We start from the raw sequence: 26,725 nt of genomic DNA on the forward strand, positions 1-26,725 counted from the left end.
GGAACGTCTTGAGTCGTAAACCAAAACCGTTCCTTTCAGGCCACACATTCGGAAAATCGCACATGCCGACCCCCGCCCGGGCTGACACCCCGTCAAATTCCCGCTAAGTCCGTTCTAATGAAAACCGCCGCTGGATTTGCCCTGCTGCTGGGGCTGACCTTGTTCGCCGCGCTGACCCTCTATGAGGGCGCCGACGATGTCGCGCACGCCCTCGCTTCCGTGGGCTTCGGCGCCTTGTGGGTCGCGGCCATCCGCCTCTCGCAGACCTTCCTGTCCAGCTTCGCCTGGCGCGCCCTGTTGCCGAAGCCGCGGCCAAAGCCCTGGCTGTTCTGCAAATTGCGCTGGGTGCGCGAATCCATCAACAATCTGCTGCCCGTGGCGCAGATTGGCGGCGACCTTCTCGGCGCCCGCCTTCTGCGCGCCAATGGCGTCCAGGGCGGCATGGCCTCGGCCAGCGTCATTGTCGATCTGTTGGCCCAGACGGCGACTCAGGTCGTCTTCACGGTGGTCGGCGTGTTCTTCCTGCTCGACAGCGGCGCGGACACCGACCTCACCTTTGGAATTCTCGCGGGCATGGTCATCATGACGCCGGCGCTGGCCGGCTTCTGGCTCGCGCCGCGCCTTCTCGCCATGGGCTGGCTCGACAAGGTCGCGGAACATGTCGAGCGCCGCACCGGCTGGGATTCGCTGAGCGGCCTGCCGGCTCTGCGCGCGGGGCTGGACGTCATTCTGCGCCGCCGCTCCGCCCTCACCACCGCCCTGCTGATCCACATGTCCATCTGGTTCGTCGGCGCGCTGGAAATCTGGCTGGCGCTCTATCTGCTCGGCGATCCGCGCTCCTTCGCCACGGCGATCACGATCGAGAGCCTCGGCCATGCGGTCAAGGCGGCGGGCTTTCTCATCCCCGGCGCCTGGGGCGTGCAGGAGGGCGGTTTCATCGCGCTTTGTGCGGCCTTCGGCATCGGCTCTCCCACAGCCATCGCCTTGTCTCTTGTGAAGCGCATCCCGGATTTCGTCTGCGGCGCGCCAGGCCTCTGGGTCTGGCGGCGCATGGAAGGCTCCAGCCTGCGCGATTTCTTTTTCCGCGAAAAGCTCGCGGGCCGTGAGGAGCCCCATGGTCTTTGATCGCCGTTTCTTTCTCGCCGCCCTCGCGACCTTGCCGGCCTTCGGCGCAGCGCGCGCCGACGATTCCGCCGAGGCCGTGGCCGCCGTCAAGCAATTGCAGGATGGCCAGCTCGAGGTGATTCAGAAACTGGGGCAGTTGAGCGTGAAGCAGCGTTACGACGCGCTTCGGCCCGCCATCGGCGCCACCTTCGACCTGCCCGCGATGGCCAAGACAGTGTTCGGCTCCGGCTGGGACGCGCTGACCGACGCGCAGAAGGCGGAATGGGCGGTAGCTTTGGGCGATTACGTTACCGCCTCCTATGCCGCGCGCCTTGACGGCTTCAACGGCAAGGGGTTCGAACGGGACGACAAGACGCAGACCCGCGACGGGAATGTCGTGGTCACAACGAAGGTCATTCTCGCGGCTGGCGCGCCCATGCCGCTCGATTATGTCGTGCGGCCGACGCCGCAGGGCTGGAAGATCGGCGATATTCTCGTCGATGGTTCGCTGAGCGAGCTGGCGCAATGGCGCCGGTCGCTGCGCGGGCTTGGCGATAGCGGTTTCGCGGCGTCGAAGGCGACGTTGCGGCAGCGCACCGAATCCTTTTTGACGCCCTGAACGATCCGGGTGGAGGCATGCAACAGGTTTGGCTCGATTTGGCGGATATGACCGCCACAGCGCCGCTCGCGACGCTGTTTTGCGCTTTGGCGATCGCGGCCTGCCTTTACACGCTGCTGTCGGTGGTCAGCCTCCGGCGCTTCGCCCGCCGCCCCGCGCCGGTCAAGCCCTGGAAGTCGCCGGGCGTGAGCGTTCTCAAGCCGCTCTATGGGGCGGAGGAGGGGCTCTACGAAAATCTCCTCAGCTTCTGCCGCCAGAGCTATGCCGGGCCTGTCCAGATCCTGTTCGGCGTTCATGAGGCCGACGATCCGGCGGCAGCCGTGGCGCGGCGCATCGTTGCAATGGCCCGTGCGGGCAAGATCGAGGGCGCGCCGGCCAAGCTCACCGTCGAACTCGTGATCGATCCGGCGCGGCACGGCGCCAATGGCAAGGTTTCGAACCTCATCAACCTGTCCGGGCGCATCGAGCATGAGCTGGTGGTGCTCGCCGACAGCGACATCATGGTTGTGCCGACCTATCTCTGCCGTCTGGCCGCAGCCTTGCAACGGCCTGGCGTCGGCCTCGTCACCTGCCTCTATCGCGGCATGCCCCTCGCGGGCCTGTGGGCGAAGATCGGCGCCATGGGCGTCGATTACGGCTTCCTGCCGAATGTCGTGACGGGCGTGGCGCTGAATATGGCGCGGCCCTGCGTCGGCGCCACGATCGCCCTGCGCCGCGTCACCCTGGAGGCCATCGGCGGTTTCTCGGCGATCAAGGATCAGCTCGCGGACGATTACGCCCTTGGCGAAGAGGTGCGCAAGCGCGGCTTGAACGTGGTCCTGGCCGATTTCGTCGTCGGGCACGCTCATTCCGAGCGTGATTTCGCCGAAGTCTGGCGGCGCGACATGCGCTGGGCGCGTACGATCCGCGCGCTCGATCCGCTCGGCTATCTGGGTCTGGCCGTCTCGTTCCCCGTAGCCTGGGCCTTGCTCGCCCTTCTCGCCAGCGGCTTCGCGCCGGCTGCGATGATTTTGATGGCGACTGCGCTGCTATGCCGGATGATCCTGCAGGACGAGGTCGACCAGCGATTCCCGGGCTTCCGGCACGCCCTCTGGCTCGGGCCGGTGCGCGACATGTTCAGCTTCGCCATTTTCGTCGGCAGTTTCATTCCCGGCCAGGTTCACTGGCGCGGGCGCGATTACGCCCTGGGCGAGGACGGGATCATGGCGCCGGTTGGCGCCGAACCATCGGGCGAGGCGGAAGCCGAGGTCGCCTGATCTAGGCTTGACCTATGAGGGCCGGGTCAGGAGCCAACGCGACGCCGAGCTCATGCGAGGGGCTCCGTAATCGCGATGGGTCGCGATTACGGAGAAATGCTCTCAGCCTTCCAGATAGAGCTTGGCGCCCTTTTCCAGGAATTCCGCGCTTTTTTCCGCCATGCCTTGTTCCGCCTGCGCGGTGGCGATGGCCTTGGACTCCTCGCGCAGGTCCTGCGTGATCTTCATCGAGCAGAATTTCGGCCCGCACATCGAGCAGAAATGCGCGACCTTATGCGCTTCCTTGGGAAGGGTCTCGTCGTGGAATTTGTGGGCGGTGTCGGGATCGAGGCCGATGTTGAACTGATCGTTCCAGCGGAAGTCGAACCGCGCGCGGCTCATGGCGTCGTCGCGCAGGCGCGCGCCCGGATGGCCCTTGGCGAGATCCGCCGCATGGGCGGCGATGCGATAGGTGATGACGCCGGTCTTGACATCGTCGCGGTCCGGCAGGCCGAGATGTTCTTTCGGCGTGACATAGCAGAGCATGGCGGTTCCGAACCAGCCGATCATGGCCGCGCCGATCGCCGAGGTGATGTGGTCATAGCCCGGCGCGATATCGGTTGTGAGCGGCCCGAGGGTATAGAAGGGCGCCTCGCCGCATTCGCGCAATTGCTTGTCCATATTGTGCTTGATCTTGTGCATCGGCACATGGCCGGGGCCTTCGATCATGACCTGGCAGCCCTTGTCCCAGGCGATTTTCGTCAGCTCGCCCAGCGTCTCCAGCTCGGCGAATTGCGCCGCATCATTGGCGTCGGCGTTGCAGCCGGGCCGCAAGCCGTCACCGAGCGAGAAAGAGACGTCATATTTGCGCATGATGTCGCAGATCTCGTCGAAGCGCTCGTAGAGGAAGCTCTCCTTGTGCTTCGACAGGCACCAGCGCGCCATGATCGAGCCGCCGCGCGAAACGATGCCGGTGACGCGGCTGGCCGTGAGCGGCACATAGGCGAGCCGCACGCCGGCATGGATGGTGAAATAATCGACGCCCTGTTCGGCCTGTTCAATCAAAGTGTCCTTGAACACTTCCCAATCGAGCTTCAGCGCGTCGCCATCGACCTTTTCCAGCGCCTGATAGATCGGCACCGTGCCGATCGGCACGGGCGAATTGCGCAGGATCCAGTCGCGGATATTGTGAATATTGCGGCCGGTCGAGAGGTCCATCACCGTGTCCGCGCCCCAGCGGATCGACCAGACCATTTTCTCGACTTCCTCGGCCACCGAGGAGGTGACGGCCGAATTGCCGATATTGGAATTGATCTTCACCAGGAAATTGCGGCCGATGATCATCGGCTCAAGTTCGGTGTGGTTGATATTGGCCGGGATGATCGCGCGTCCACGCGCGATTTCCTGCCGCACGAATTCCGGCGTCACGAATTCCGGGATCTCGGCGCCGAAGCTTTCGCCGTCCTTGATGCGCTCGGCGGCCTCGGCCAGCGCGGTCTCGCGGCCAAGATTCTCGCGATGCGCGACATAGATCATCTCCTCGGTGATGATCCCGGCGCGGGCGAATTCATATTGGGTGACGAGCCCGCCTTCCCGGCCGCGGCGCAGAATGCGCTGGGCGGGGCAGGGCGCGACCAGAGCCTCGGCGGAGACATTGCCATTGTCCTCGGCCTTCACGGCGCGGCCCGGATAGGTTTCGAGACCCTCGCGGCGGGCGATCCAACTCTCGCGCACCTGCGGCAGGCCGGCGGCGAGATCAACGCGGACATCGGTCTCGGTATAGGGGCCGGAGGGGTCATAGACGCGCAGCGGCGGCTCGCTACAGGATGGATCGAGCGGAATTTCACGCACTGGCACGCGCATGTCCGGCGAACAGGCGGGGGAGAGATAGATTTTTCGCGAGCCGGGCAGGGGGCCGGTGGTGACGGTTTCCGGCGTGCGGACGTTCTTGGAATGGACGTTCATCACTCTCTCCCACGCATTTTGATTATGGCGCAAGAAAGAGACGCGGCTTTGCCGCCCGCCTTCCCTGCGCTGGCATTATCCAGATCAGGTCAATGGGTTTGATCTCAGCCGCCCTTCAGGCAGCACCCCATGGCTCGAATTTTTGAGGCTAGCAGGGTTGCGAAGGACGCGCAAGCTTGGGCGGTTTCGTCAATTGGCACCAGCTTTTTGCAGCCGTTATGGCGCGGTATAGGCGCCGGGCGCGCGCAAGATTGCGAGCCCCCGGCGGTATTGGCGGACGACAAGGCCGCCGTGTCAGTTCCAGGGCATCGGGCCGTAATCCGGGCCGACCGGCACGATATTGCCGATCGGGTCCTCGACCAGGCGGGAATAGTTGTTTGAGCGGTCAACTTCGCCCGGGGTCGGCACATTGCCGGGATTGAGCCAGTCCTCGTTCGACGTGACATAGGCCGGCAGGGGGATGCCCTTGCGCGGATGCACGGTCAGGCTCGACTGGGCTAGAGCCGAACCCAGCGCCGCAACGGCGCAAAACCCGGCCACGCCAGCCGCCAGAAAGCTTTTACGCATCTCAACCTCTTTTCAAGCTTCGAGCGCGGGACGGCTCACTTTTGCGCCGTGGGCGAGAAGGAATGCAGAAGCACGGCGAAGCGATGTTTCTGGGCGGCGTCCATGCTGGCGAACAAGGGCGCGGCGGCGTCCGCGACCCGGTTTAATTCGGCGCCGCGCGCGGAAAAATCCCGGGCGGCGAGCTTCATGCCAGAGACGACGTCGTCCTTGTCGCGGAAGGCGGCGGCCTCTTTCACATCGGCGACCTGGCGCGCCGCGCGCGCGGCGATGACCTCGCGAACGATCTTTTCCAGATTGTCCCAATCCTTCTGCTGCGCCGGGGTCAGCTGCAATCCCGTCTTCACGGCGGCGATGCGCGCTTCGATGAGAGTCAGGCGGTCCGCCTCGCTTTGCTGCGCCTGCGCCGCGGCGTCGGCGGATTGCGCCGCAGCCGGATGCGCCAGAGGGAAAGCCAGCAGACCCGAGATGGCGGCGGCGAAGAGAAAGTGTTTCATGGAGCCCTTCTTCAAAAAGCAGAAACGGTGAAGCCGAATTCGGTGCCGACCATGCCTCCATTTGACCGCTTCCACAAGCCTGAGCTTCGCTTCCCGCGCTCAAGGGGTCACGGCGTCATCAGCACCGGGGTTCCGACGCTGACCCTGTCGTAAAGATCGATGACGTCCTCGTTGCGCATGCGGATGCAGCCATGCGAAACGGCGCCGCCGATGGAGGCGCGCATGCGCTGGGTCGAGCCGTGAATGGCGATGTCCGAGCGGTCGAGCGTGATGGCGCGGGCGCCCATCGGATTGTTCGGCGCGCCGCCCCTGACGCGGTCGGGCAGGTTGGGCGCCTCGGCTCTGACGTCGGGCGGCGGAATCCAGTCCGGCCGGACATATTTTCCATTGACGCTGGCCGTTCCGGACCATTCCGAGCCGCGTCGGGGCACGCCGACCGGATAGGAGATCGCTTTTCCGTCGCCCAGCACGAAAAACAGCTTTCGCCGGGCCGTGTCGATCACGATGGTTCCGGGCGCGGCAGAGGTTTCGTAGCGCACTTTTTCCCGGGCCGCCCCGGCTCCGGGCAGCGCCAGAGCGCCCGCCAGCAGGGTCGAGATGAAGACCAGACGCAGGATCAAAGGGCGCCTCCGCGCATTCCGCCATAAAACCTGAGCGTGGCATTTTCCGCGCCCCCTGTCACCGCCGCTTCCGGCAGCCTCAGGGCTTGCTCGATGGTCCTGCTTGCGCAAAGGCGGGCGCGGTTCCAGACTGCCGGGAAAAGAACGATCGGATCGGGGAGAAAAAGATGAGGCGCGGGCTCTTTCTGGCCATAAGTCTCGCCGCTGGTTCGGCCGCGCTCGCTGGCCAGGCGGCGCTTGGGGCGGACGCGGCCCTCGCGGGCGAGGCGGCGCTCGATGGCGTCAAGGACATCGTCCTGCATATGGAAGACGGCAAGGCGCTCACCGTCGGGACGGTGACCTTCACGTCGGACGGCGACAGCTCGCGCTTCAAAATCGACTTCGACGACACCAAATTCACGCAATATTTTCTGTCCATGCGCGAGTTCAAATGTATCGAGGGGCCGGAAATTCTCTGTCACGTGCCCTATCCCTATCCTAATCCTCGGGTCGTGACGGCGCGGGACCTGTCCTGGCTCGAACATGACTTGCTATTCGTCTACAAGCGCCCGGCGGATTACGGCGCGAAAATGGCTCACGGACTGGTCTATTCTCTGACCATGACTTCCGACGGCTTCATCGGGAAGCCGCAATCGATCGACCTCGACGAGATCGCGAGCCCGCCGGCGGATCTGGGCACCGCCTTTTTCACGGGCGAGCATCGCTATCATATCCAGCCGGGGACGCGCTGGTTCGAAAGCGTGACCATCGAGCCGCATCGTTGACCCTTCGCAAGGCGTTTTGCCCGCAAGGGTTTATAGTGCGGCTGATTCAATCCGAGGCGGCCAATTCGAGGCGGCGTTACGGGGTCAATCATGCGCACCATAGACGAATCCACCCCTTCCATGCCGGATATCAATCCGCAGAAAGTCTGCTTCATCGCCGCCAAGGCGCGCGAATTATTGAGCGAGGACGAAGGCTCGAAGCCCGACGCCTCCAATGCGACAGACGACGGCGAACGCTCGATCCTGACCGACGCAGCCTATGGTCCGGTTCATGCGGAGCTTAAGCAGTTCGTCGATGACCTCGACGTGGACGAGGCGACCGCCCTTGTCGCCCTGCTGTGGATCGGGCGCGGCGATTTCGAGCCGAAGGACTGGGAAGACGCCGTCGCCCAGGCGCGAGAGCGCAGTGAAACGCCGACCGTCGGTTACCTTCTTGGCGAACCCTTGCTGCCGGATTATCTGGAAGACGCGCTGGCCGCCTTCGGCCATTCCTGCCGGGATTTCGATGTCGGCCCCGACGCCGACGTCTGATCGCGCCCCAATTTGCTGACGAGAAAGTTTATGAACCCTGCCAGGATCGCGCCTGTCGCGCTTTGCCTTGTCCTCACCCTTGGCGGCTGCGCCAGCCCGCCCCCGTCTGGGCCGAGCGTGAGCGCCGTCGCGGAACAACAGGTCAGCGACCGCAAATTCGCCCGGGACGCTTCCGACTGCAGGGCGCGCGCCCGGGCCGCGACGGAACAAGCCGCCGCCGTGGCGGGTCAGTTCGGCCTGCAAGGCCAGTATGATTCGGCCTATGCCGATTGCATGCTCGCGCGCGGCTATGCGGTCTCGGAGCGCGGCCCGCGCTTCGCGGATGGACCCGGCGTCCGCGTTTACGGGCCGGGTCCCTATGTCTATGGCCCGGCCACCGTCTATAGCTGGGGCGTGGGCGTCGGCTTCTGACCGCGTTAGATGCCGTCGCCGTCGTTGAGTGCTTCCTCGCGCTCAGCCGTCCGTTTGGCCGCCGCGCGACGCGAGGCGTTGCGGCGATAATCGGTGTAGAACCCGCGCGCCAGCGGCCGCAGGACCGCGTCGGCGAGGCCGAGCGCAATGCCGGTGGCGGCGCTCGCGCCAAGCGCGACGGCGCCGAGGCCGACGCACAACCCGCTGAACAGCGCGGGCGCGAGCTTGCCCTGAAGCTTGGACTTCACCTGCGGCCAGATGGAAACCGCCTGCGCCGGCTTTTCCACCGTCTCGCCCGCGCCGGGCGCCCCCTTGGGGTCGATCAGGCCGAAAGCCACGGTCTCGTTGGTGATGCGGTCGATCAGGATGAAGCCGCCGAGATCGCGGCTGTCGCGATAATCGGCGAGGATCATCGGGCGGTCGAAACGCAGCGTTGCGAGGCCGATTTCGTTGAGGCCGAGCGGACGCGCCGGCGCCGCCTCGAAGGTGTGAATATCGACCAGATGATGAATTTTGGCGATGGTGGCGTTGGCCGTGCGCGCGCCGAGCTTCACGATATAGGACGCGCCCGGATGCATGTCGGTTTCGGCCGTCCATAGCAGGCGGGCCTGCGACTGCGAGGCGATTTCCGGCTGCCGCCCGGCGGCGGCGAGTACGTCGCCGCGCGAGACGTCGATCTCGTCGGCGAGGGTCAGCGTCACGGATTGCCCGGCGATCGCGATGTCGAGATCGCCGTCCTGGGTCACGATGCGCTGCACGCGGCTGGTGCGGCCCGAGGGGAGCGAGGCGACCTCGTCGCCGACCTTGACCGCGCCGCTGGCGACCCAGCCGGAAAAGCCGCGGAAATCGAGATTGGGCCGGTTGACCCATTGCACCGGGAAGCGGAAGGGCGCCTCGCCCGGCTCGTCGCCGGCGGTCTCGACATTTTCGAGGAAACGCAGCAAGGGCTCGCCCTGGAACCAGGGCGTGCGGTCGGACAAGGCGGCGATGTTGTCGCCGTTCAGCGCCGAGATCGGCAGCGGCGCGATGGTGCGGAAGTTCAGGTCGCGCGCCATCTCGCGATAGGCGGCGACGATCTCGTTGAAGCGGGCCTCGCTGTAATCGACGAGGTCCATCTTGTTGATGGCCAGCGCCACATCGCGCACGCCGAGCATCGAGACGATGAAGGAATGGCGCCGCGTCTGCGGCAGGATGCCCTTGCGCGCGTCGATGAGAATGATCGCGAGATCGGCGGTGGAGGCGCCGGTCGCCATGTTGCGGGTATATTGCTCATGGCCGGGGGTGTCGGCGACGATGAAGCTGCGCTTGTCGGTCTTGAAATAGCGATAGGCGACGTCGATGGTGATGCCCTGCTCGCGCTCGGCGGAGAGGCCGTCCACCAGCAAGGCGAAATCGAGATTGCCGCCCTGGGTGCCGAATTTCTTGGAATCCCGGTCGAGCGCGGCGAGCTGATCGTCCGCGATCATCTGGGAATCATAGAGCATGCGGCCGATCAGCGTCGATTTGCCGTCGTCGACCGAGCCGCAGGTGATGAAGCGCAGCAGCGCCTTGTCCTGCACGCTGGCCGCCGCCGCCGGGGCGGGCGCGCCGGCGGGCTCTTTGACGCGGTCTGTTTCCGCCAGGGCGTAAGCCATCAGAAATAGCCTTCCTGCTTCTTCTGCTCCATCGAGGCGGAGCCGTCATGGTCGATGATGCGGCCTTCGCGTTCGGAGGTCTTCGAATTGCGCATTTCCGCGATGATTTCGGGCAAGGTCGAGGCCGTGCTCTCGACCGCGCCGGTGAGCGGATAGCAGCCGAGCGTCCGGAAGCGCACGCTCAGGTTTTCCACACTCTCGCCCGGGCGCAGCTCCATGCGGTCGTCGTCGCGCATGATGAGCGAGCCGTCGCGGCGCACCACGGGGCGCGGCTTGGCGAAATAGAGCGGCACGACGGGGATGTTTTCCTTGGCGATATAGTCCCACACGTCCGCTTCGGTCCAATTGGACAGCGGGAAAACGCGGAAGCTTTCGCCGGGGCGCTTGCGGGTATTATAGAGCCGCCACGGTTCGGGGCGCTGGTTCTTCGGGTCCCAGCGATGCTCCGCCGAGCGCAGCGAAAAAATGCGCTCCTTGGCGCGGGATTTCTCCTCGTCGCGCCGCGCGCCGCCGAAAGCGGCGTCGAAACCATATTTGTCCAGCGCCTGCTTGAGGGCTTGCGTCTTCATCACGTCGGTATGCAGGCGCGAGCCGGACGCGAACGGACCAACCCCCGCCTTCACGCCCTCTTCATTGATATGGACCAGCAGCTCCAGCCCCAGCTCCTTCACGCGCTGATCGCGGAATTCGATCATCTCGCGAAACTTCCAGGTCGTGTCGACATGGAGCAGCGGGAAAGGCGGCTTGGAGGGATAGAAAGCCTTCATCGCCAGATGAAGCAGGACCGCCGAATCCTTGCCGATGGAATAGAGGAAGACCGGCTTTTCGCATTCCGCCGCGACTTCGCGGAAGATGTGAATGGCCTCGGCTTCGAGCTTTTGCAGATGAGTGAGCTGGATCATGACTTGGTCAATTCCTTGGCCGATTCTTGGGCCAATTCTTGGGCCGATTCTTTCGCGCGCAGGAGGCTGCCGTCCTCGGCGACATGCAGCCCGCATTCCTTCTTGTCTTCGCTTTCCCACCACCAGCGGCCGGCGCGCTCGGGCTCGCCGGGCTGGATGGCGCGCGTGCAGGGCGCGCAGCCGATCGAAACAAAGCCTTTTTCGTGCAGCGCATTGACCGGGACGCCATTGGCTTCGCAAAAGGCCACGACGTCGTCGCGGGAGAAATCGAGCAGCGGGCTCGCCTTGATGAGATCGCGCGCCGCGTCATATTCGACATAGCGCAGCCCGGAGCGATGGTCCGACTGGTCGCCGCGCAACCCGACGATCCAGCCTTGCGCCTTGGCGAGCGCCCGGGCCAGCGGCTCGACCTTGCGAACATGGCAACAGGCCTTGCGCATGGCGAGACCGTAATAGAAGCCATTGATACCCTGATCGGCGACCAAAGCTTGCACGGCCTCGGCGTCAGGGTAAAAAGCCTTGATGCGGAAGCCGTATTTCTCTTCCGTCTTCTGCCAGAGATCATAGGTTTCGGGGAACATCCGGCCGGTGTCGAGCGTGGCGAATTCGATGTCGAGATCCTGCCCCCGAATCGCATCGGTCAGCGCCTGATCCTCGATCCCGAGGCTGGTCGTGAAGACGATGCGCCCGCCAAGCGCGTCGCGCAGCAGGCGCAGGCGCGCCGGGAGATCGGCCTTGGCGAAACTGGCGTTGAGTTCGTCGGCGAGGGCGCGAAGGTCTTCAGACATTTTTCGCTCCGTTCAGGTTCTTTTCGAGCGTCCGCGCGCGGCGGAGGTCGAGAATGCTCTCGCCCAGCCCGTGCTCGTGCTGATAGGCGAGGGTGATGCGGTTGCGCGCGGCGAGCCAATGTTCGACGGGCTGGCGCGCGGCGCTGGCGTCGGGAATCTCGACCTCGTCGAAGCCACAGGCCAGCGCCTGCGGGAACTGGTCCGAGAACAGCGGGCCGGATGCGCGCAGCAGTCCTGTAAAACCGTGTTCGCGCAATTGCCGGGCGAGCGAAAAACCTCGACCGTCGGCGGCGCTGGGAAAGCGGATCGCTATCAGCGCGAGCGTGCCGAAATAAGGCTCCAGCTCCGCCGTGCGGACATTGTTCTCGACCAGCACGCCGAGCGGCGCGCCGCCTTGGACGGCAAGTTCCGCTTCAAGCGCGGCCAGCGGAACGATCGGCGTCTTGCCGGCGATTTTCTCGCCGTCTTGAAGATGGGCGAAGGAATCGACCTTTTCGCCCTGGCGATCAAGCAACAGCATCGGCGATCTCCTTGAACGCGGCCTTGAAGGGCGCGAGGCCGAGACGGCGATAGGCTTCGATGAAGCTCTCGCCCGGCTCTCGCTGCGAAAGATAGACCGCGACGACGCGGTCGATCGCTTCCGGGACCAGCTCGGCGGGCAGGCCGGGGCCAAGCAATTCGCCAAGCGCGTAATTTTCGCCCGGATCGCCGCCGATGGTGATCTGGTAGGATTCCGCGCCCTTCTTCTCCAGCCCCAGAATGCCGATATTGCCGATATGGTGATGGCCGCAGGCGTTGATGCAGCCGGAGATCTTGATGCTGAAATCGCCGATCTCCTTCTGTTTCGCGGGATCGGCGAAATGCTCCGCCAGAGCCTGCGCGACGGGGATCGAGCGTGCGGTGGCCAGCGCGCAATAATCGAGGCCGGGGCAGGCCAGAATATCGGTAACGAGCCCGACATTCGGCGTGCCGAGGCCTTCGGCGCGCAGCACGGCGAAGATTTCTGGAACGTCGTCGAGGCGCACATGCGGCAGGACGATGTTCTGCATATGGGTGACGCGCGCCTCGTCGAAGGAATACTTCTCGGCGAGATCGGCGATGACGCGCATTTGATGCGAGGTTGCGTCGCCCGGCGCCTGGCCAATGGGCTTCAGGGAAATCGTCAGGGCCGTATAGCCGCGCTGCTTGTGGCGGAAGAGATTGTGCTCGACGAAACGCGCCAGTTCGGCGTCCGCGGCCTGGGCCTGTTCCAGCTTGCGCGAAACGTCGGGCAGACTCTCATAGGCGGGCGGCGCGAAAAAAGCGGCGATGCGCGCAAATTCCTGCGGATCGACGTCATTGCGCGGAGAATCGATCGCGGCGAATTCCTCCTCGACCTTGGCGCGAATGGCGTCGATGCCGATCTCGTGGACGAGGATCTTGATGCGCGCCTTATATTTATTGTCGCGGCGGCCTTCGAGATTATAGACGCGCAGCACGGCTTCCAGATAGCTGAGCAGCTTTTCGCGCGGCAGGAATTCGCGCAGAACCTTGCCGACCATGGGCGTGCGGCCGAGGCCTCCGCCGATCAGAATCTGATAGCCGACCTGCTGCGTCGCGGGGTCGCGCACGATGCGTACGCCGACGTCGTGGGACTTCAGCACCGCGCGGTCCTGCGTGGCGCCGGTCACGGCGATTTTGAACTTGCGGCCAAGCCATTCGAATTCCGGATGCAGGCTCGACCATTGCCGCAGCAGTTCGGCGATGGGGCGCGGATCCTCGAACTCGTCATGGGCGACGCCGGAGAAATGATCCGCGGTGACATTGCGGATGCAATTGCCGGAGGTCTGGATGCAGTGCATCTCGACATCGGCGAGCAGGCCGAGGATGGCCGGAACGTCCTTGAGCTTCGGCCAGTTGAACTGGAGATTCTGCCGCGTGGTGAAATGGCCGTAGCCGCGGTCATAGACGTCGGCGATATGTGCGAGCTGGCGCAACTGCCGCGCGTGCAACGTGCCATAGGGAACAGCGATGCGCAGCATATAGGCGTGCAATTGCAGATAGAGCCCGTTTTTCAGGCGCAGCGGACGAAATTCCTCTTCGGTCAGCGCGCCGGAAAGGCGGCGCTCGACCTGGCTGGCGAATTGCGCCACGCGTTCGCGCACCAGGCGCTCGTCGAATTCGTCATAACGATACATCGGTCAACCTCGCCGCTCTGGGCGTTTGAATTGTCGTCGCTCGGACCGCGACAGGTCGCGGCGATCGTCCTTCGCCGGATCGGATGAGGCCGGGCGTCAGTAATCGAAATCCGCCTGCTTGCCGAGATCGCGCCTCACGCTCGGGCCGTGCATGCGCAGAACCTCACGGTAATGGCGGGGAACCGGAAGGCCGCCCTCGCCAACCTGCACGTCGACCAGATAGGGATCGACGACTTTGCATTGGCGCAATTCGGTCGCGCCGAATGCCTCCAGGGCCTGAGCGGCGGCCTCGTCGCCGGCGACCAGGGCCTGACGGGGGTCGCGCGTCCATCCGCCTGCGACGGCGTAAACCACGTCGCCTTCCAGCAGGTCGTTGGCGACAAGGATCACCGGCAGGGGAGGTCGCTTCACGGCGGCCATATGAATTTCCTCATTTTGCTTCGGATGCGAATTTGCTTCAGACGCGCGAAAAAATTGCTTTCGCGCTGCTTGGGAGAGAATAATTCGGAGCGAATGACGTTTCAATGAGCAGAATAAGAAAATAATTTTGAATTTTGCTCATTTTGGAGATAGAAAACGCTGTTTTAGTAGATTGTCAGGCTCAAAAAGAAAAGAATTTACTGCCCACGCCTGAAATCGAAGCCGCTATCCGCTTCTGGCGCATTTCGCCATTCAGGCGCGGCGCGAGGCATGTTAGGAGATTGCCGAAAGAAAGGCGGGAGCTCCATGCGTTCGAGCGGAAAAACTCTGGTCACTGGCGCCACCGGTTTTGTCGGCGCGGCGGTCGCCCGCGCACTGATCGCGCGCGGCGAGCGCGTCGTCCTGCTGGCGCGCAAGGATTCGCCGCGCGGCAATGTCGAGGGACTCGACGCCGAAGTGGTCATCGGCGATCTGCGCGACGCCGTCTCGCTGCGGCCGGCCCTGCACGGCGTCGACAAGCTCTATCATGTCGCAGCCGATTATCGCATCTGGGCGCCGGACCCAAGGGATATCATCGAGGCTAACCGCGTCGGCGCGGGCAATGTCATGGCGGAGGCCCTGCGCGCGGGCGTGACCCGCATCGTCTATTGCTCATCGGTGGCGACGCTCAAGCTGAATATCGAGGGCAGCCCCGTCGATGAGACGTCGCCCGCCGCGCCGGACCAGGCGATCGGCGCCTATAAGAAGAGCAAGACCATCGCCGAGCGGCTGGTCGAAAAGCTGATCGCGGAGCAGGGCCTGCCCGCCGTCATCGTCAATCCCTCCACGCCCATCGGTCCGCGCGATATCAAGCCGACGCCGACGGGCCGCATCATCGTCGAGGCCGCCAGCGGCAAGATGCCGGGCTATATCGATACAGGCCTCAATCTCGTGCATGTGGACGATGTCGCCGCCGGCCATCTCGCCGCGATGGACAGGGGCCGCATCGGCGAACGCTATATTCTCGGCGGTCAGGACGCGCCGCTGGCTCAGATGCTCGGCGAGATCGCCGCGCTGGTCGGGCGCCAGCCACCCCGGCTCAAAGTGCCGCGTCGCCCCTTGTTTCCGCTGGCTTACGCGGCGGAGGCCGTGGCGCAGATCACGCGCAAGGAGCCCTTCATCACCGCCGACGCCTTGCGCATGGCGAAATACCGCATGTATTTCTCCTCCGCCAAGGCGGAGCGCGAACTCGGCTATCAGGCGCGGCCTTATGCGCAGGCTCTGGCCGACGCCGTGGAATGGTTCCGCGAAAAGGGCATGATCGCGTGAGCGTCGCTGACGTTCAGATCTGGCTCGGACTGCTGGTCCTTGCGATCTGGCTGGTTCTGGTCTTTGCGCGCGGAAATTTCTGGCGCTGCCTCGACCGCGACGATCTCGACGATCCGCCGCAGCCCGGCCAGTGGCCCAGCGTGGTCGCCGTCGTCCCGGCGCGCGACGAGGCCTCGGTCATCGCGACAAGCCTGGGCTCGCTGCTGGCGCAGGATTATCCGGGCGAATTTCACATTATTCTGGTGGACGACCAGAGCGCCGACGGCACGGCGGAAATCGCGCGCGCCTGCGCCGCCGGCGCCGGGCGTGCGGAACGGCTCGTGATCGTCTCCGGCGCGCAGCCGCCGCAGGGCTGGACCGGCAAAGTCTGGGCCATGGCGCAGGGCGTGAGGCTGGCACGCGAAACATTCGCTCCGCGCTATATCCTGTTCACCGATGCCGATATCGCGCATCGCCCGGACAATCTCCGCGCCGTGGTCGTGCGGGCGGAAGCCGGCGGTTATGGGATGGTGTCCCTGATGGCGACGTGGCGCTGTCAGAGCGCCGCCGAGAAATGGATGATCCCGGCTTTTACTTATTTCTTCCAGATGCTCTACCCCTTCCGCTGGGTCTCGGACGTGCGGAAAAGGGACGCCGGGGCCGCCGGCAATAGCATGCTGACCCGGGCCGACCTGCTCGAAAAGGCCGGCGGGATCGAATCCATCGCCAACGCCCTGATCGACGATTGCGCGCTCGGCGCCCGCATGAAGACCGTCGGGCCGATCTGGCTCGGCCTGTCGCAGCGGCTGCAATCGCTGCGCCCCTATCCGCGCTTCGTCGATATTCACAAGATGGTGTCCCGCTCGGCTTATGCGCAATTGCGCTTCTCGCCGGTCTGGCTCGCAGGCGCGGTTTTGGGCCTCGCGCTCACTTTTTTCGCGCCCGTCCTGCTCGCCGTTTCCGCCCCCGGAATCGCGGGCTTGTGCGGGATCGCGGCTTATGTGCTGATGAGCGTGAGTTTCGCGCCGATCCAGCGTTTTTACGGTCTGCCGCGTTGGCGCGCGCTGGTTTTGCCGCTTATCGCCGCGCTTTATATGGTCTATACGCTCGATTCAGCCCTGCAATATTGGCGCGGGCGCGGCGGCATGTGGAAAGGCCGCGCGCAGGCGCATGTTGCTTATCCAGCGCGCGAGGCGCGGAAAACCATCGAGACGGAGACGTCATGAGCGCCGCCGACAGCGCCGCCAAATCCGCGCCGGTCACGGCGGAAAGCCTGCGCTCGGGCAAGAGCGGCGGCGACGAGAATTTCCCCGTCGCCTCGCTGCTGATCGCCGCGCCTTTGCGTCCGGTGATCCTCGCCTTTTACGATTTCGTGCGCGCGGGCGACGACGTCGCCGACCATCCGACCCTGCCGCCTGAAACCAAGCGCGCGCTGCTGGACCAGCTCGACCGCAGCCTGATCGGCGAAAGCGACGCCGAGCCGCTCGGCGTGACCTTGCGCGCCAAACTCGCGGCGCGCGGCCTGACCGACCGCCACGCCCGCGACCTGCTCGACGCCTTTCGCCGCGACGTGGACAAGAACCGGTACGAGAGCTGGGACGAACTGATCGATTATTGCCGCCTTTCGGCCATGCCGGTCGGGCGCTTCCTGCTCGACGTCCATGGCGAGAGCCGCGACCTCTGGCCGGCGTCCGACGCCGTTTGCGCCGCCTTGCAGATCAATAATCATCTGCAGGATTGCGCCAAGGATTACCGCGCCATCGACCGCGTCTATGTCCCTCGCGACGCGCTGGCGGCGGCGGGCGCGCGGGTCGAGGATCTTGCCGCCGAAAAGGCGACGCCGGCATTGCGCGCGTGCCTGCGCGATCTCGCGGTGCGGAACCGCGCCCTGCTGGTAGAGGGCGCCGGCCTGCCGCGCGAGATCAAGGATTTCCGCCTCAGCATGGAGATCGCGGTGGTGGTGCGCCACGCCTTCGCCATCGCCGATCTGCTGATCGCGCGCGATCCGCTGAGCGAAAACGTGAAACTGGGCAAGGGCCAGATGCTGGCCGGCTCAATCATCGCTGCGGCCGGCGAGGCTTTTTCCCATCTCGCGGGGCGGAGGGCCTGATGTCCGCGGCGATCGACGAGGCGGCCGATGTCGCGCGCCAGCGCGCGCGCAAAAGCTCATTCTACCGGGCCATGGCGATCCTGCCGCGCGAAAAGCGCGACGCCATGTTCGAGATCTATTCCTTCTGCCGCGCGGTGGACGACATAGCGGACGAGGGTGGCGACAAGGCTACCAAAAAGGCCGGACTCGAGTCCTGGCGCCGGGCCATCGAGGCGCTTTACGACGGCGGTCACGCCGGCCTCGCGGAGGGGCTTGTCACGCCTTTGCGCGAGTTCAGTTTCGCACGCGAGGATTTCCTCGCCGTGATCGACGGCATGGAAATGGATGTCGACTCCGACATTGTCGCGCCGGACACGGCGACGCTCGACCTCTATTGCGACCGCGTGGCGAGCGCGGTGGGGCGGCTTTCGGTACGGGTGTTCGGCCTGCCGGAAGGCGAGGGAATAGCGCTGGCCCATCATCTCGGCCGCGCGCTTCAGCTCACCAATATTCTGCGCGACGTCGATGAGGACGCCGCCATCGGACGCCTGTATTTGCCGCGCGAAAATCTCGCCGCCGCCGGGATTCAGGACCCAACGCCGGAAAAGGTGACGGCGATGGCCAATCTCGACGCGATCTGCCTGCCGCTGCTGCAACAGGCGAAACAGCATTTCGAGCAGGCCGACGCCATCATGGCCGCGCAGCCCCGTGAAAAGATTCGCGCGCCGAAGATCATGAGCCTGGCCTATGGCGCGATCTGGCGGAAGTTGGAGGCGCGGGGCTTCAAACAGCCGCGCGAAAAAATCGGCACGCCGAAACTGGCGCTGGCGGTCGCGATCCTCCGTTACGGGTTTTTCTGATCATGGCGCGGGTTCACATCATCGGGGCGGGCCTCGCCGGCCTTTCGGCGGCTGTCGAACTCAGCCCCGGCGCGGAGATTTCGCTTTACGAGGCGGCGCCGCAGGCAGGCGGACGTTGCCGATCTTATTTCGATTCAAGTCTGAACATGACCATCGACAACGGCAATCACCTGTTGCTGTCGGGCAACGCGTCCGCTCTGGCCTATGCGAAAAAGATCGGCGGCGAGGCCAAGCTCGCCGGGCCGGACGAAGCGACATTCGATTTCTGCGACCTCGCGCGCAACCGGCGCTGGACGCTGCGGCCCAACGCCGGAAAATTGCCGTGGTGGATTCTCATGCCGGACCGCCGCGTGCCGAATACGGCGGGTCTGGATTATCTCGCTTTGGTCAGGCTGCTGTTCGCCAAACCGGACCAGCTGCTGCGCCCTGTGCTGGGAACGGGCGAGATCGCCCGCAACCTCTGGGACCCTCTCTTCATATCGGCGCTCAACACAGATCCCGCCGAGGCCTCGGCGGCGCTGGCCGGCGCTATCGTGCGCGAGACCTTCGCCGAGGGGGGCGACGCCTGCCGCCCGCTGGTGGCGGTCGAGGGTCTGTCGGCCGCCTTCATCGACCCGGCGCTGGACTTTTTGCGCGCGCGCGGCGCCGACATTCGCTTCGGCGCCAAATTGCGCGCGATCACATTTGAGGGCGACCGCGCGACCGCGCTCGATTTCGGCGAGGACGTCGTGACGCTCGCTCCGGAAGACAAGATCGTGCTCGCGGTGACGGCGCCCGTCGCGTCGGCTTTGCTGCCGGGCCTCAAGGCGCCGGACGAATTCCGCGCCATCGTCAACGCCCATTTCGCTTATCCGGCGCCGAAGAACATGCCGCTGCTGACCGGGGTGATCGGCGGGGCGAGCGAATGGCTGTTCGGCTTTTCCGACCGCCTTTCCGTGACCATCAGCGCCGCCGAACGCTTTCTGGCGACGTCGCGCGAGGAATTGGCCGACATGATCTGGGCAGAAGTCCAGGCCGTGGCGGGCTTTTCGGCGCCTTTGCCGGCGTGGCAGATCATCAAGGAAAAGCGCGCCACTTTCGCCGCCACGCCGAAACAGGACGCGCTCCGTCCCGGCGCCGGGACGCAATGGCGCAATCTCGCGCTCGCCGGCGACTGGACCCAGACCGGCCTTCCCGCGACCATCGAGGGCGCGATCCGCTCGGGCGTCGCGGCGGCGCGCCTCTGCGCCGATCGGTCGTTTTCTACCGCGTCCGCGCCTGGTCAATGACCCACTGGACCGGATCCGGCTCGAAGTCTCTGTTCTTCCACTCGTAAAAGGTCTTGACCGGGTTGAAGGCTGCGTTCGCCGTGGCGATCATCGGAGCGATATTGGGGTGCTGGGAGCAGAATTTCTTCACAAGCCTGTAATTCTCCGGCATGCGAAGGAAATCCTCGGACTTGCTCAATTTGGCGGACAAATTCGAAAAGCCCGCATGGTCGGCGCGCAAATTGGTTCCGCCCGTCTCGGATGTGTAGATATTCGTCACCAGGACGGCGAAATACTCCTCTTCGTCGCCATAGCCGCTCATCGGCCCCGTCAAGGTTTTTTGATTGAAGTCCCTGCCCGTGAAACGGGCCGAGTGAACAAGTTCATGCAGCAATATCTCGTCCGGTTTTGAACCGGGTCCACTCGCGCATGAACCGGTCATCCATGTATCGGGAGAGTAATGCACGGTCGCCCGTCCCGGCACGGTGAAAAATCCAGCCCTCATTTCGGGCCAATCCTCTCCGGGTTGGTTTCCGGTTGCGTTGCACACGCCGAATTGTTTCGCGTCCTGAGTATTCCATGGCACGATCTCGACGCCGCCATGCGCGGTGATTTTCCGAAAAATGGCGCGAGGAACGGCGAATTTGGAAAGCAACACCAGGATGTTGCTTAACTTAATCTCGTAAAGGCGCTGATCGGCACTGTTGAGACCGTCGCCGTCGATGACGATACCGAGATGAGGAAATTCCATACTCATGTTTTCCTCCCGACTTTTTCAGGCTTGTCGCGCGGGGCGCCGGACGCTTTTCAAGGCGCGTTTCTGAAAATTGCCGCACCACTTAAACCGCGGATCGCATAAAAGGTTCGGCGCCATCGAATCCGGGGCCATCGTTGCAAATTATCAAGGAAAAGCGCGCCACCCAGATCCCTTTTCCGCAACCATCGAAGGCGCGATCCGCTCTGGAATCGAAGCGGCCACGCTGCTGGCGTGACCATCGTCACGGTCACCTCTGCCAAGCTTGTGTTAAAATAACAACGGATCGCTTTGGAGGCGCGCCTGGAATCCCTCCAGCGCGCCTTGGGGAGATGGTCGCAATGGAACATTAAACCCGTTGCGCCGCGTTCGGGATTTTCAGCGCCGCAATTCTGTCGGCGCCCGCATTGGGGAACCGCGCATCTGAAGCGCAATGGGCTCCGCCGCCTCCGGACGGGCGCGGGCCTCCTCCGCCGCCCCCCGGAGGCAGGCGTCCTCCACCACCTCCGCCGGGCAGAGGCTGGGGCGGTCCTCCACCACCCCCGCCGGGCAGGGGCTGGCGTGGTCCTCCGCCACCACCGCCGGGCGGCGGCTGGGGCAGTCGCTGGACTTGCTGGTTGCGCCCGTCGCCTTGGGGTCCGCGCAGGGTCTGCGGCTGGCGCTGAGCCGATCGGGGCCGGGGCCTGCATATCGGCTCTCGGCTCTCGGCCCTCGATCCTCGCGGCGGGGCTGTTCAGGCTTTTTGCGAGTCGGGCTTTTTGCGAGTCGGGCGTTTTTGCGAGTTGAGCGTTTTTGATTGACTCGTGGCGGGCTTGGCCTATGTCGCTAGGCGAACGTCTTGCCGAAGGCTGCGGCTATCGGGACGACGGCGCGTGGTTTCGAATTTGCCGAGGCGGGCCTTGCAGAATTCCGCAGCATATGATGGAGCGCCGGCGCGTGCGGCGCGGCGCGGTCGCGGCGAGCTTGTCCGGCCGCGCATCGCCATTGTCGTCGGCATGAAGTCCGAGGCGCGCATCGCCGCCGCGGGCGCGGACCTGACGATCATTGGCGGCGGTTCGGCGGCGCAGGTGGAGCATGGCCTCGCCCGCGCCCATCATCGCGCGAGGGCGGATGGCAAGCCGCTGCATGGCGTGCTGAGCTTCGGCATCGCGGGCGCGCTGGCCCCGCATCTGCGTCCGGGCGATGTTTTGCTGCCGCACGCCGTCCATGCAGGCGGCAAGGCCTATGCTTGCCATGCGGGATGGACGGGCCAGTTGTCGCGTCATTTGCCGCATGCGCATAGCGGCGCACTGCTGGGCGTCGATCAGCCGATCCTGACGCCGGAGCACAAGCGCCGGCTGCACGGCGCCCATGGCGCGCTGGCGGTCGATATGGAATCGCATGGCGCCGCGCGTTTCGCGACCACGAACGGCCTGCCTTTCGCGGCTTTGCGCGCAATCGCCGATCCGCAGGGCCGCGCCATTCCCCCGGCGGCCATGGCGGGCTTCAAACCCGATGGAACGGCGGACATCTGGGCGGTTCTTGCCGCGCTCGCGCTCAGCCCGGGCCAGCTCGGCGGTCTGATCCGCACGGCCTTCGACGCCCGGGCCGGAATGGCCGCCTTACTCGGCAGCCGCCGTACGCTCGGGAGCTTTTTCGGCTTCGATGATCTCGTTTAGCCGTTGGCCGATCTGCGCCGTATAGGCGTATTCGGCAGGGCGCTGCTTGTCGAGCGGGATGTCCGGGGCGAAAGGGCCTTCCGTATTCACGCCGAATAGCGCGACCTTGAGCGCCGCGAAGGGATTCTTCACCGCATGGGTGACGGCGCTCGGCTCGAAGCCGCAATGCACCATGCAGTCGGCGCATTTCTCGTAATTGCCGACGCCGTAGGAATCCCAATCCGTGGTCTCCATCAGCTCCTTGAAGGTCTTGGCGTAGCCTTCGTTGAGCAGATAGCAGGGACGCTGCCAGCCGAACACCGTGCGCAGAGGATTGCCCCAGGGCGTGCAATGATAGGTCTGGTTGCCGGCCAGGAAATCGAGAAACAGCGACGACTGGAAAAAGGCCCATTTGCGGCCCTTGTCGCCGCGCCGGAAGATCGCGCGGAACAATTCCTTGGTCTTGTTGCGGTTCAGGAAGTGGTCCTGATCCGGGGCGCGCTCATAGGCGTAGCCGGGCGAGACGGTGGCGCTGTCCACGCCCATGCCCTTGAGCGTATCGAGGAAGCCGGCGACGCGCTCGGGGTCGGCGTCATTGAAGAGGGTGCAATTAATGGTGACGCGGAAGCCTTTTGCACGGGCGGCCTTGATGGCGGCGACGGCGCGGTCGTAGACGCCCGCCTGGCAGACGGATTTGTCGTGCATCTCGCGGTCGCCATCGAGATGGACCGAGAAATTAAAGGCTTGCGAGGGTTCGAACTCGCTCATTTTCTTTTCGAGCAGCAAGGCGTTGGTGCAGAGCGTGACGAATTTGCCGCGATCCAGCGCGCCGCGCACGATCTTGCCGATTTCCTTGTGCAGCAGCGGCTCGCCGCCGGCGATCACCACCACGGGGGCGCCGCATTCGTCGATCGCCTCCATGCAGTCTTCATAGGGCAGGCGCTGGTTCAGGATCTTGTCGGGATAGTCGATCTTGCCGCAGCCGGCGCAAGCGAGATTGCAGCGGAATAGGGGTTCGAGCATCAGGACGAGGGGATAGCGCTTCCGTCCGAGCAAATGCTGCTTGAGGATATAGGCGCCGATCCGCGCCCCCTGAATCACCGGGATTCCCATTGCCGCTCCTCTGGCGTCGGCGCCCCGCGCCTTTGAATTGTCAGCTTTCCAACGGACCAATAGGCCGAATAAGCCTTTTGTCGCAAGCAAAAACCTGGCTGCGCCAAATGGTCTGGAGACGAATAATGCGCTGGGCTGGTTCCCTTTCCCGCAAAAATAAAGCAGTTTCCCAGCGCCGGCGGCGGCGATCATGCCTGAATCGCGCTGGTGTGGGAATGACATGACCGACACTGACGAGTTTCTTCACCCGGACGCCGAAGAGATCGGCATTGTCGCGCGAACCGTCGCCTTCTGCGCCGCTCACAAGTTCCTGGTTCTGGCCCTTTCGCTCGTTGTGACCGTCCTCGCGGGGCTTTACGCGGCGGACCGCTTCGCCATGAGCACCGACCTCAACAAGCTCATCAATCCCGATTTGCCTTGGCGCCAACGTGAGATTGCGCTCGGGAAAGCCTTTCCTCAGCGCGAAAACATGATTCTGGCGGTGCTCGACGGGCCATCGCCGGAACTGGCGACCAAAGGCGCGCTGGCGCTGGCCGAGGCGCTCAAGCCGCAGACGCAGTTTTTCGCGGGCGTCACCAGCCTCGAAACCAGCGATTTCTTCCGCCGTAACGGCCTTTTGTACCTTCCGGCCAAGGAGGTCGAGGCGAAGACGGACCAGCTGATCGAGGCCCAGCCCTTCCTTGGGGCGCTGGCCAAGGACCCCACCCTGCGCGGATTTTCCGGCGCGCTCGGCCTGATGGCGCGCGGCGGAAAGGAGGCCGCGGGCCTCGCCAAGCCGCTCGAAAGCATCGCCGGCGCGGTCGAGGCCGCCAATGCCGGAAAGCCGAGCGATTTTTCGTGGTCGGCCTTGTTCTCGGGCGAACCGCCGGCGGCGCGCGACAAGCGGCGCTTCCTGATGGTCAAGCCGGTGATGGACTTTTCCGCGCTGGAGCCGGGCGCTGATGCCGCCGACGCCTTGCGCGCGACCGCGCAGCAGATCGGCCTGACGCCGGAGACTGGCTACCGCCTGCGCCTGACCGGCGACGTGGCGCTGCAGGACGAGGAATTCTCGACGCTGGCCGAAGGCGCGGCGCTCAACAATAGCCTCATGGTTCTGGCGGTTCTCTTCATCCTCTGGCGCGCCTTGCGCTGGGGGCGGCTGATCCTCGCCGTGATGGTCAATCTGGTGATCGGCCTGGCCGTCACCGCCGCGCTGGGCCTTTGGATGGTCGGGTCGCTCAATCCCATTTCCGTCGCCTTCGCGGTGCTCTTTGTCGGCATCGGCGTGGATTTCGGCATTCAGTTCTCGGTGCGCTACCGCGAAGAGCGCTATCGCGACGATAATGTGCAGCGCGCCCTGAATTCGTCGGGCGCGAAAGCCAGCCTGCCGCTGGCTCTGGCCGCGGCCGCGACGGCCGCGGGCTTTTATTCCTTCATCCCGACCGATTATCGCGGCGTCTCGGAACTTGGCCTGGTCGCTGGCGGCGGCATGATCGTCGCCTTCCTGACTTCGATCACGGCGCTGCCGGCCCTGCTGGCAGTCTTGAAGCCCCCGTCCGAAACGAAGCCTGTCGGCTACGCCTTCCTCGCGCCGCTCGACGAATTCCAGATGAGCCATCGCAAAGGCATCATCGCGGCGGCGCTCGGTCTGGCTTTGCTCGGCTCGCCGCTGTTGACCAAGGTGCGGTTCGACTACAACCCGCTCAATCTGCGCAGCGCGCAGACTGAATCGGTGGCGGCCCTGCTCGATCTGATGCAGGACCCGCACACGAGCCCAAATATCATCGAGGTTCTGGCGCCGTCGCTGGCGGCGGCGGACCAGCTCGCGGTCAAGCTGCGCGCCCTGCCTCTGGTCGAGGGCGTGACCAGCCTGTCGGATTTCGTGCCCGAGGATCAGGCGCCCAAACTCGCGGCAATTTCGGAGGCGCGCGGCCTGCTCGGCCCGAGCCTCGATCCCGGCCGCCCGCGTCCGGCCTCGGACGCCGAGGACGTCCAGGCTCTCGCTGGCGCCGGCGCGGCTTTGCGCAAGGCGGCGGGCGAAAGTCAGGAGCTGGCGCCGCTCGCCCGCCTCGGCGTGGCGCTCGAACGCCTGAGCCAGGGGCCGGAGCCGGCCCGCGCGCTCGCCCGGGCGTCGCTGATCGCGCCAATGCAGGCCTTGCTCGACGACGTGCGCCTGACCCTTCAGGCCGGCCCGGTCACGATCGACAATCTGCCGCAGGAGCTGCGCCGCGACTGGATCACGGCGGACGGGAGGGCGCGGCTTGAGATCGCCCCGCGCGGCGACAAGAACGATTACGACAAGATGCGGCCCTTCGTGGATCAGGTTCTGGCGGTCGCGCCCGACGCTTCCGGCGCGCCGGTTTCCATCCTCGCCTCGGGCGACACCGTCATTCGCGCCTTCATGGAGGCGGGCGCGCTGGCCCTGATCTCGATTTCCCTCCTGCTGTATCTGGCGTTGCGCCGGGTCGGCGACGTCGCCTTGACCCTCGCGCCGCTGCTGCTCGCGGGCGTCTATACGATGGAAATCTGCGCCCTGATCGGCTTGCGGCTGAATTTCGCCAATATTATCGCACTGCCTCTGCTGCTCGGCCTCGGCGTCGCCTTCAAAATTTATTATGTGATCGCCTGGCGGGCCGGCTCGGCCAAATTGCTGCGCACGGGGCTGACGCGGGCGATCTTCTTCAGCGCCATGACCACGGCCACCGCCTTCGGCAGCCTCTGGATGTCCAATCATCCCGGCACGTCGAGCATGGGCAAGCTGCTGGCCCTGTCGCTGGCCACCACGCTCTGCGCGGCGGTCCTGTTCCAGCCGGCCCTGATGGGCCCGCCGCGCGCCCGCAAGACGCAAGATCAGGAGGAAGTCGAGGAGGAAGCGGAGGACGAGGCCAGGGAGGAAGCCAAGGTGGAATCGAAGTGACCGCGACGCCCGCAAAGATCGGCGTCCTGACCATTTCCGACCGCGCCAGCGCCGGAATCTACGAGGATGTTTCCGGCCCCGCCATCGCCGAATGGCTCGGCAAGGCCCTGTCCGTGCCCTATGAACTAGACGTAAGGGTGATCCCAGACGGTTTCGAACGCGTGCGGGACGAGCTGATCGACATGGCCGACAAAGCGGGCTGCTGCCTGGTCCTGACCACGGGCGGCACCGGGCCGGCTCCGCGCGACCTGACGCCGGAGGCGACTCTCGCCGCCGCCCACCGCGAAATGCCCGGATTTGGCGAGCTCATGCGCATGAAAAGCCTGGAGCAGACGCCCACGGCCATCCTGTCGCGCCAGACGGCGGCCCATCGCGGCGCCTGCCTGTTCGTGAACCTGCCGGGCAGCCCCCGTTCGATCGATCTCTGCCTCAAGGCGGTCTTTCCGGCCATCCCCTATTGCGTGGAGCTGATCGGCGGCGCATGGCTGGACACGCATGGGGATTTTGTCAAAACAGTGCGGCCGATGAAAAAATAGGCTGAAGCGCTGCTTTTTCACCCATGGAATTTTTCTTCGGGCGACTATGATAATCTGCGCCGGTCGCTAAAATTT

26 protein-coding genes and 1 riboswitch are annotated in these 26,725 nt (G+C 64.8%); of the genes, 14 read left to right on the plus strand and 12 right to left on the minus strand.

Translation table 11 applies throughout. The features are described from left to right. The first annotated feature begins 117 nt into the window (after positions 1-117). Genes QZ409_RS20935 through hpnI form a run of 3 tightly spaced genes read left to right on the plus strand, consistent with a single transcriptional unit; the run spans position 118 to position 2,979 of the window. On the plus strand, positions 118-1,125 hold the full coding sequence (locus QZ409_RS20935) for a lysylphosphatidylglycerol synthase domain-containing protein (RefSeq protein ID WP_296715222.1): 1,008 nt from the start codon (positions 118-120) through the stop codon (positions 1,123-1,125). Beyond that, positions 1,115-1,723 (plus strand): ABC transporter substrate-binding protein, encoded by a 609-nt coding sequence (locus QZ409_RS20940; RefSeq protein ID WP_296715224.1) that lies wholly within the window; start codon positions 1,115-1,117, stop codon positions 1,721-1,723. The genes QZ409_RS20935 and QZ409_RS20940 overlap by 11 nt, the downstream gene beginning before the upstream one ends. A gap of 17 nt (positions 1,724-1,740) precedes the next feature. After that, positions 1,741-2,979, plus strand: a complete 1,239-nt coding sequence (hpnI, locus tag QZ409_RS20945) for a bacteriohopanetetrol glucosamine biosynthesis glycosyltransferase HpnI (protein ID WP_296715227.1) — start codon at positions 1,741-1,743, stop codon at positions 2,977-2,979. Positions 2,980-3,081: 102 nt separating this feature from the next. Here hpnI and thiC read toward each other — a convergent pair whose 3' ends face one another. The 4 genes from thiC to QZ409_RS20965 form a co-directional block, all read right to left on the minus strand. Further along, positions 3,082-4,923 carry a phosphomethylpyrimidine synthase ThiC gene (thiC, locus tag QZ409_RS20950; RefSeq protein WP_296715230.1) on the minus strand — a complete coding sequence of 614 codons (1,842 nt, stop codon included), beginning with the start codon at positions 4,921-4,923 and terminating at the stop codon, positions 3,082-3,084. Between the two features lie 44 nt (positions 4,924-4,967). Next, a riboswitch (TPP riboswitch) is annotated at positions 4,968-5,063 on the minus strand. 154 nt (positions 5,064-5,217) lie between these two features. Further along, positions 5,218-5,490 (minus strand): hypothetical protein, encoded by a 273-nt coding sequence (locus QZ409_RS20955; protein WP_296715232.1) that lies wholly within the window; start codon positions 5,488-5,490, stop codon positions 5,218-5,220. A gap of 35 nt (positions 5,491-5,525) precedes the next feature. Beyond that, positions 5,526-5,984, minus strand: coding sequence for a Spy/CpxP family protein refolding chaperone (locus tag QZ409_RS20960; RefSeq protein ID WP_296715234.1), 459 nt, complete (start codon positions 5,982-5,984; stop codon positions 5,526-5,528). Positions 5,985-6,091: 107 nt separating this feature from the next. Further along, positions 6,092-6,604, minus strand: a complete 513-nt coding sequence (locus QZ409_RS20965) for a L,D-transpeptidase (RefSeq protein WP_296715236.1) — start codon at positions 6,602-6,604, stop codon at positions 6,092-6,094. 167 nt (positions 6,605-6,771) lie between these two features. On the opposite strand from QZ409_RS20965, the gene QZ409_RS20970 reads away from it, so the two are divergent. From QZ409_RS20970 to QZ409_RS20980, 3 genes are all read left to right on the plus strand, one after another. Continuing rightward, positions 6,772-7,368 carry a hypothetical protein gene (locus QZ409_RS20970; protein ID WP_296715237.1) on the plus strand — a complete coding sequence of 199 codons (597 nt, stop codon included), beginning with the start codon at positions 6,772-6,774 and terminating at the stop codon, positions 7,366-7,368. A gap of 90 nt (positions 7,369-7,458) precedes the next feature. Continuing rightward, entirely contained in the window at positions 7,459-7,899 is a 441-nt protein-coding gene (locus QZ409_RS20975; RefSeq protein ID WP_296715239.1) for a DUF3775 domain-containing protein, read from the plus strand. Between the two features lie 30 nt (positions 7,900-7,929). After that, a complete protein-coding gene (locus QZ409_RS20980) occupies positions 7,930-8,310 on the plus strand; it encodes a hypothetical protein (RefSeq protein ID WP_296715241.1) in 381 nt (126 codons plus the stop codon). A gap of 5 nt (positions 8,311-8,315) precedes the next feature. Here the strand turns inward: QZ409_RS20980 and cysN are convergent, their stop codons facing one another. The 6 genes from cysN to QZ409_RS21010 form a co-directional block, all read right to left on the minus strand. Further along, positions 8,316-9,944, minus strand: coding sequence for a sulfate adenylyltransferase subunit CysN (cysN, locus tag QZ409_RS20985; RefSeq protein WP_296715243.1), 1,629 nt, complete (start codon positions 9,942-9,944; stop codon positions 8,316-8,318). Continuing rightward, positions 9,944-10,846 (minus strand): sulfate adenylyltransferase subunit CysD, encoded by a 903-nt coding sequence (gene cysD / locus QZ409_RS20990; protein WP_296715247.1) that lies wholly within the window; start codon positions 10,844-10,846, stop codon positions 9,944-9,946. Before cysD ends, cysN begins: the two co-directional genes overlap by 1 nt. After that, complete coding sequence (locus tag QZ409_RS20995; RefSeq protein WP_296715249.1) at positions 10,843-11,634, minus strand: phosphoadenylyl-sulfate reductase; 792 nt, start codon at positions 11,632-11,634, stop codon at positions 10,843-10,845. The genes cysD and QZ409_RS20995 overlap by 4 nt, the downstream gene beginning before the upstream one ends. Further along, positions 11,627-12,154 carry a DUF934 domain-containing protein gene (locus tag QZ409_RS21000; protein WP_296715250.1) on the minus strand — a complete coding sequence of 176 codons (528 nt, stop codon included), beginning with the start codon at positions 12,152-12,154 and terminating at the stop codon, positions 11,627-11,629. The genes QZ409_RS20995 and QZ409_RS21000 overlap by 8 nt, the downstream gene beginning before the upstream one ends. Further along, positions 12,141-13,811: a nitrite/sulfite reductase gene (locus tag QZ409_RS21005; protein WP_296715252.1), complete on the minus strand. Its 1,671-nt coding sequence runs from the start codon at positions 13,809-13,811 to the stop codon at positions 12,141-12,143. Before QZ409_RS21005 ends, QZ409_RS21000 begins: the two co-directional genes overlap by 14 nt. A gap of 96 nt (positions 13,812-13,907) precedes the next feature. Next, positions 13,908-14,231: a DUF2849 domain-containing protein gene (locus QZ409_RS21010; RefSeq protein ID WP_296715255.1), complete on the minus strand. Its 324-nt coding sequence runs from the start codon at positions 14,229-14,231 to the stop codon at positions 13,908-13,910. Between the two features lie 306 nt (positions 14,232-14,537). Here QZ409_RS21010 and hpnA point away from each other — a divergent pair, with 306 nt between their 5' ends. The 5 genes from hpnA to hpnE are packed head-to-tail and all read left to right on the plus strand — an operon-like array spanning position 14,538 to position 19,735. Then, positions 14,538-15,539, plus strand: a complete 1,002-nt coding sequence (hpnA, locus tag QZ409_RS21015; RefSeq protein ID WP_296715256.1) for a hopanoid-associated sugar epimerase — start codon at positions 14,538-14,540, stop codon at positions 15,537-15,539. Beyond that, positions 15,536-16,744, plus strand: a complete 1,209-nt coding sequence (locus tag QZ409_RS21020; protein WP_296715258.1) for a glycosyltransferase — start codon at positions 15,536-15,538, stop codon at positions 16,742-16,744. The genes hpnA and QZ409_RS21020 overlap by 4 nt, the downstream gene beginning before the upstream one ends. Next, positions 16,741-17,628, plus strand: a complete 888-nt coding sequence (hpnC, locus tag QZ409_RS21025) for a squalene synthase HpnC (protein ID WP_296715261.1) — start codon at positions 16,741-16,743, stop codon at positions 17,626-17,628. The genes QZ409_RS21020 and hpnC overlap by 4 nt, the downstream gene beginning before the upstream one ends. Continuing rightward, positions 17,628-18,467 carry a presqualene diphosphate synthase HpnD gene (gene hpnD / locus QZ409_RS21030; RefSeq protein ID WP_296715264.1) on the plus strand — a complete coding sequence of 280 codons (840 nt, stop codon included), beginning with the start codon at positions 17,628-17,630 and terminating at the stop codon, positions 18,465-18,467. Before hpnC ends, hpnD begins: the two co-directional genes overlap by 1 nt. Further along, the gene (gene hpnE / locus QZ409_RS21035; protein ID WP_296715570.1) at positions 18,467-19,735 is read left to right on the plus strand and encodes a hydroxysqualene dehydroxylase HpnE; all 1,269 of its coding nucleotides are present in this window, start codon (positions 18,467-18,469) and stop codon (positions 19,733-19,735) included. The genes hpnD and hpnE overlap by 1 nt, the downstream gene beginning before the upstream one ends. On the opposite strand, the gene QZ409_RS21040 is transcribed toward hpnE, so the two are convergent. Beyond that, positions 19,710-20,471: a hypothetical protein gene (locus tag QZ409_RS21040; RefSeq protein WP_296715266.1), complete on the minus strand. Its 762-nt coding sequence runs from the start codon at positions 20,469-20,471 to the stop codon at positions 19,710-19,712. The genes hpnE and QZ409_RS21040 overlap by 26 nt on opposite strands. 896 nt (positions 20,472-21,367) lie before the next feature. Here QZ409_RS21040 and QZ409_RS21045 point away from each other — a divergent pair. Next, positions 21,368-22,126 (plus strand): phosphorylase, encoded by a 759-nt coding sequence (locus tag QZ409_RS21045; protein WP_296715268.1) that lies wholly within the window; start codon positions 21,368-21,370, stop codon positions 22,124-22,126. Here QZ409_RS21045 and hpnH read toward each other — a convergent pair. Next, positions 22,070-23,218: an adenosyl-hopene transferase HpnH gene (gene hpnH / locus QZ409_RS21050; protein WP_296715270.1), complete on the minus strand. Its 1,149-nt coding sequence runs from the start codon at positions 23,216-23,218 to the stop codon at positions 22,070-22,072. The two genes, QZ409_RS21045 and hpnH, sit on opposite strands and share 57 nt — an antisense overlap. Before the next feature lie 220 nt (positions 23,219-23,438). Here hpnH and QZ409_RS21055 point away from each other — a divergent pair, with 220 nt between their 5' ends. Further along, complete coding sequence (locus tag QZ409_RS21055; protein WP_296715272.1) at positions 23,439-26,114, plus strand: MMPL family transporter; 2,676 nt, start codon at positions 23,439-23,441, stop codon at positions 26,112-26,114. Continuing rightward, complete coding sequence (mog, locus tag QZ409_RS21060) at positions 26,111-26,650, plus strand: molybdopterin adenylyltransferase (RefSeq protein ID WP_296715275.1); 540 nt, start codon at positions 26,111-26,113, stop codon at positions 26,648-26,650. Before QZ409_RS21055 ends, mog begins: the two co-directional genes overlap by 4 nt. Positions 26,651-26,725: the final 75 nt, after the last annotated feature.

The sequence above is a fragment of the Rhodoblastus sp. genome, from assembly GCF_019449565.1.
Classification (GTDB): Bacteria; Pseudomonadota; Alphaproteobacteria; order Rhizobiales; family Beijerinckiaceae; genus Rhodoblastus.

Excerpts from the sequence above, each read along its gene's own strand:
- hpnI (WP_296715227.1), top strand. The coding sequence starts at position 1,741 with ATGCAACAGGTTTGGCTCGATTTGGCGGATATGACCGCCACAGCGCCG.
- hpnC (WP_296715261.1), top strand. The coding sequence starts at position 16,741 with ATGAGCGCCGCCGACAGCGCCGCCAAATCCGCGCCGGTCACGGCGGAA.
- hpnA (WP_296715256.1), top strand. The coding sequence starts at position 14,538 with ATGCGTTCGAGCGGAAAAACTCTGGTCACTGGCGCCACCGGTTTTGTC.
- thiC (WP_296715230.1), bottom strand. The coding sequence starts at position 4,923 with ATGAACGTCCATTCCAAGAACGTCCGCACGCCGGAAACCGTCACCACC.
- QZ409_RS20995 (WP_296715249.1), bottom strand. The coding sequence starts at position 11,634 with ATGTCTGAAGACCTTCGCGCCCTCGCCGACGAACTCAACGCCAGTTTC.
- hpnH (WP_296715270.1), bottom strand. The coding sequence starts at position 23,218 with ATGGGAATCCCGGTGATTCAGGGGGCGCGGATCGGCGCCTATATCCTC.
- QZ409_RS20960 (WP_296715234.1), bottom strand. The coding sequence starts at position 5,984 with ATGAAACACTTTCTCTTCGCCGCCGCCATCTCGGGTCTGCTGGCTTTC.
- QZ409_RS20935 (WP_296715222.1), top strand. The coding sequence starts at position 118 with ATGAAAACCGCCGCTGGATTTGCCCTGCTGCTGGGGCTGACCTTGTTC.
- QZ409_RS20970 (WP_296715237.1), top strand. The coding sequence starts at position 6,772 with ATGAGGCGCGGGCTCTTTCTGGCCATAAGTCTCGCCGCTGGTTCGGCC.
- QZ409_RS20955 (WP_296715232.1), bottom strand. The coding sequence starts at position 5,490 with ATGCGTAAAAGCTTTCTGGCGGCTGGCGTGGCCGGGTTTTGCGCCGTT.
- cysD (WP_296715247.1), bottom strand. The coding sequence starts at position 10,846 with ATGATCCAGCTCACTCATCTGCAAAAGCTCGAAGCCGAGGCCATTCAC.
- QZ409_RS20940 (WP_296715224.1), top strand. The coding sequence starts at position 1,115 with ATGGTCTTTGATCGCCGTTTCTTTCTCGCCGCCCTCGCGACCTTGCCG.
- hpnD (WP_296715264.1), top strand. The coding sequence starts at position 17,628 with ATGTCCGCGGCGATCGACGAGGCGGCCGATGTCGCGCGCCAGCGCGCG.
- QZ409_RS21000 (WP_296715250.1), bottom strand. The coding sequence starts at position 12,154 with ATGCTGTTGCTTGATCGCCAGGGCGAAAAGGTCGATTCCTTCGCCCAT.
- cysN (WP_296715243.1), bottom strand. The coding sequence starts at position 9,944 with ATGGCTTACGCCCTGGCGGAAACAGACCGCGTCAAAGAGCCCGCCGGC.
- QZ409_RS21040 (WP_296715266.1), bottom strand. The coding sequence starts at position 20,471 with ATGAGTATGGAATTTCCTCATCTCGGTATCGTCATCGACGGCGACGGT.
- QZ409_RS20975 (WP_296715239.1), top strand. The coding sequence starts at position 7,459 with ATGCGCACCATAGACGAATCCACCCCTTCCATGCCGGATATCAATCCG.
- QZ409_RS21055 (WP_296715272.1), top strand. The coding sequence starts at position 23,439 with ATGACCGACACTGACGAGTTTCTTCACCCGGACGCCGAAGAGATCGGC.
- QZ409_RS21005 (WP_296715252.1), bottom strand. The coding sequence starts at position 13,811 with ATGTATCGTTATGACGAATTCGACGAGCGCCTGGTGCGCGAACGCGTG.
- QZ409_RS20980 (WP_296715241.1), top strand. The coding sequence starts at position 7,930 with ATGAACCCTGCCAGGATCGCGCCTGTCGCGCTTTGCCTTGTCCTCACC.
- QZ409_RS21010 (WP_296715255.1), bottom strand. The coding sequence starts at position 14,231 with ATGGCCGCCGTGAAGCGACCTCCCCTGCCGGTGATCCTTGTCGCCAAC.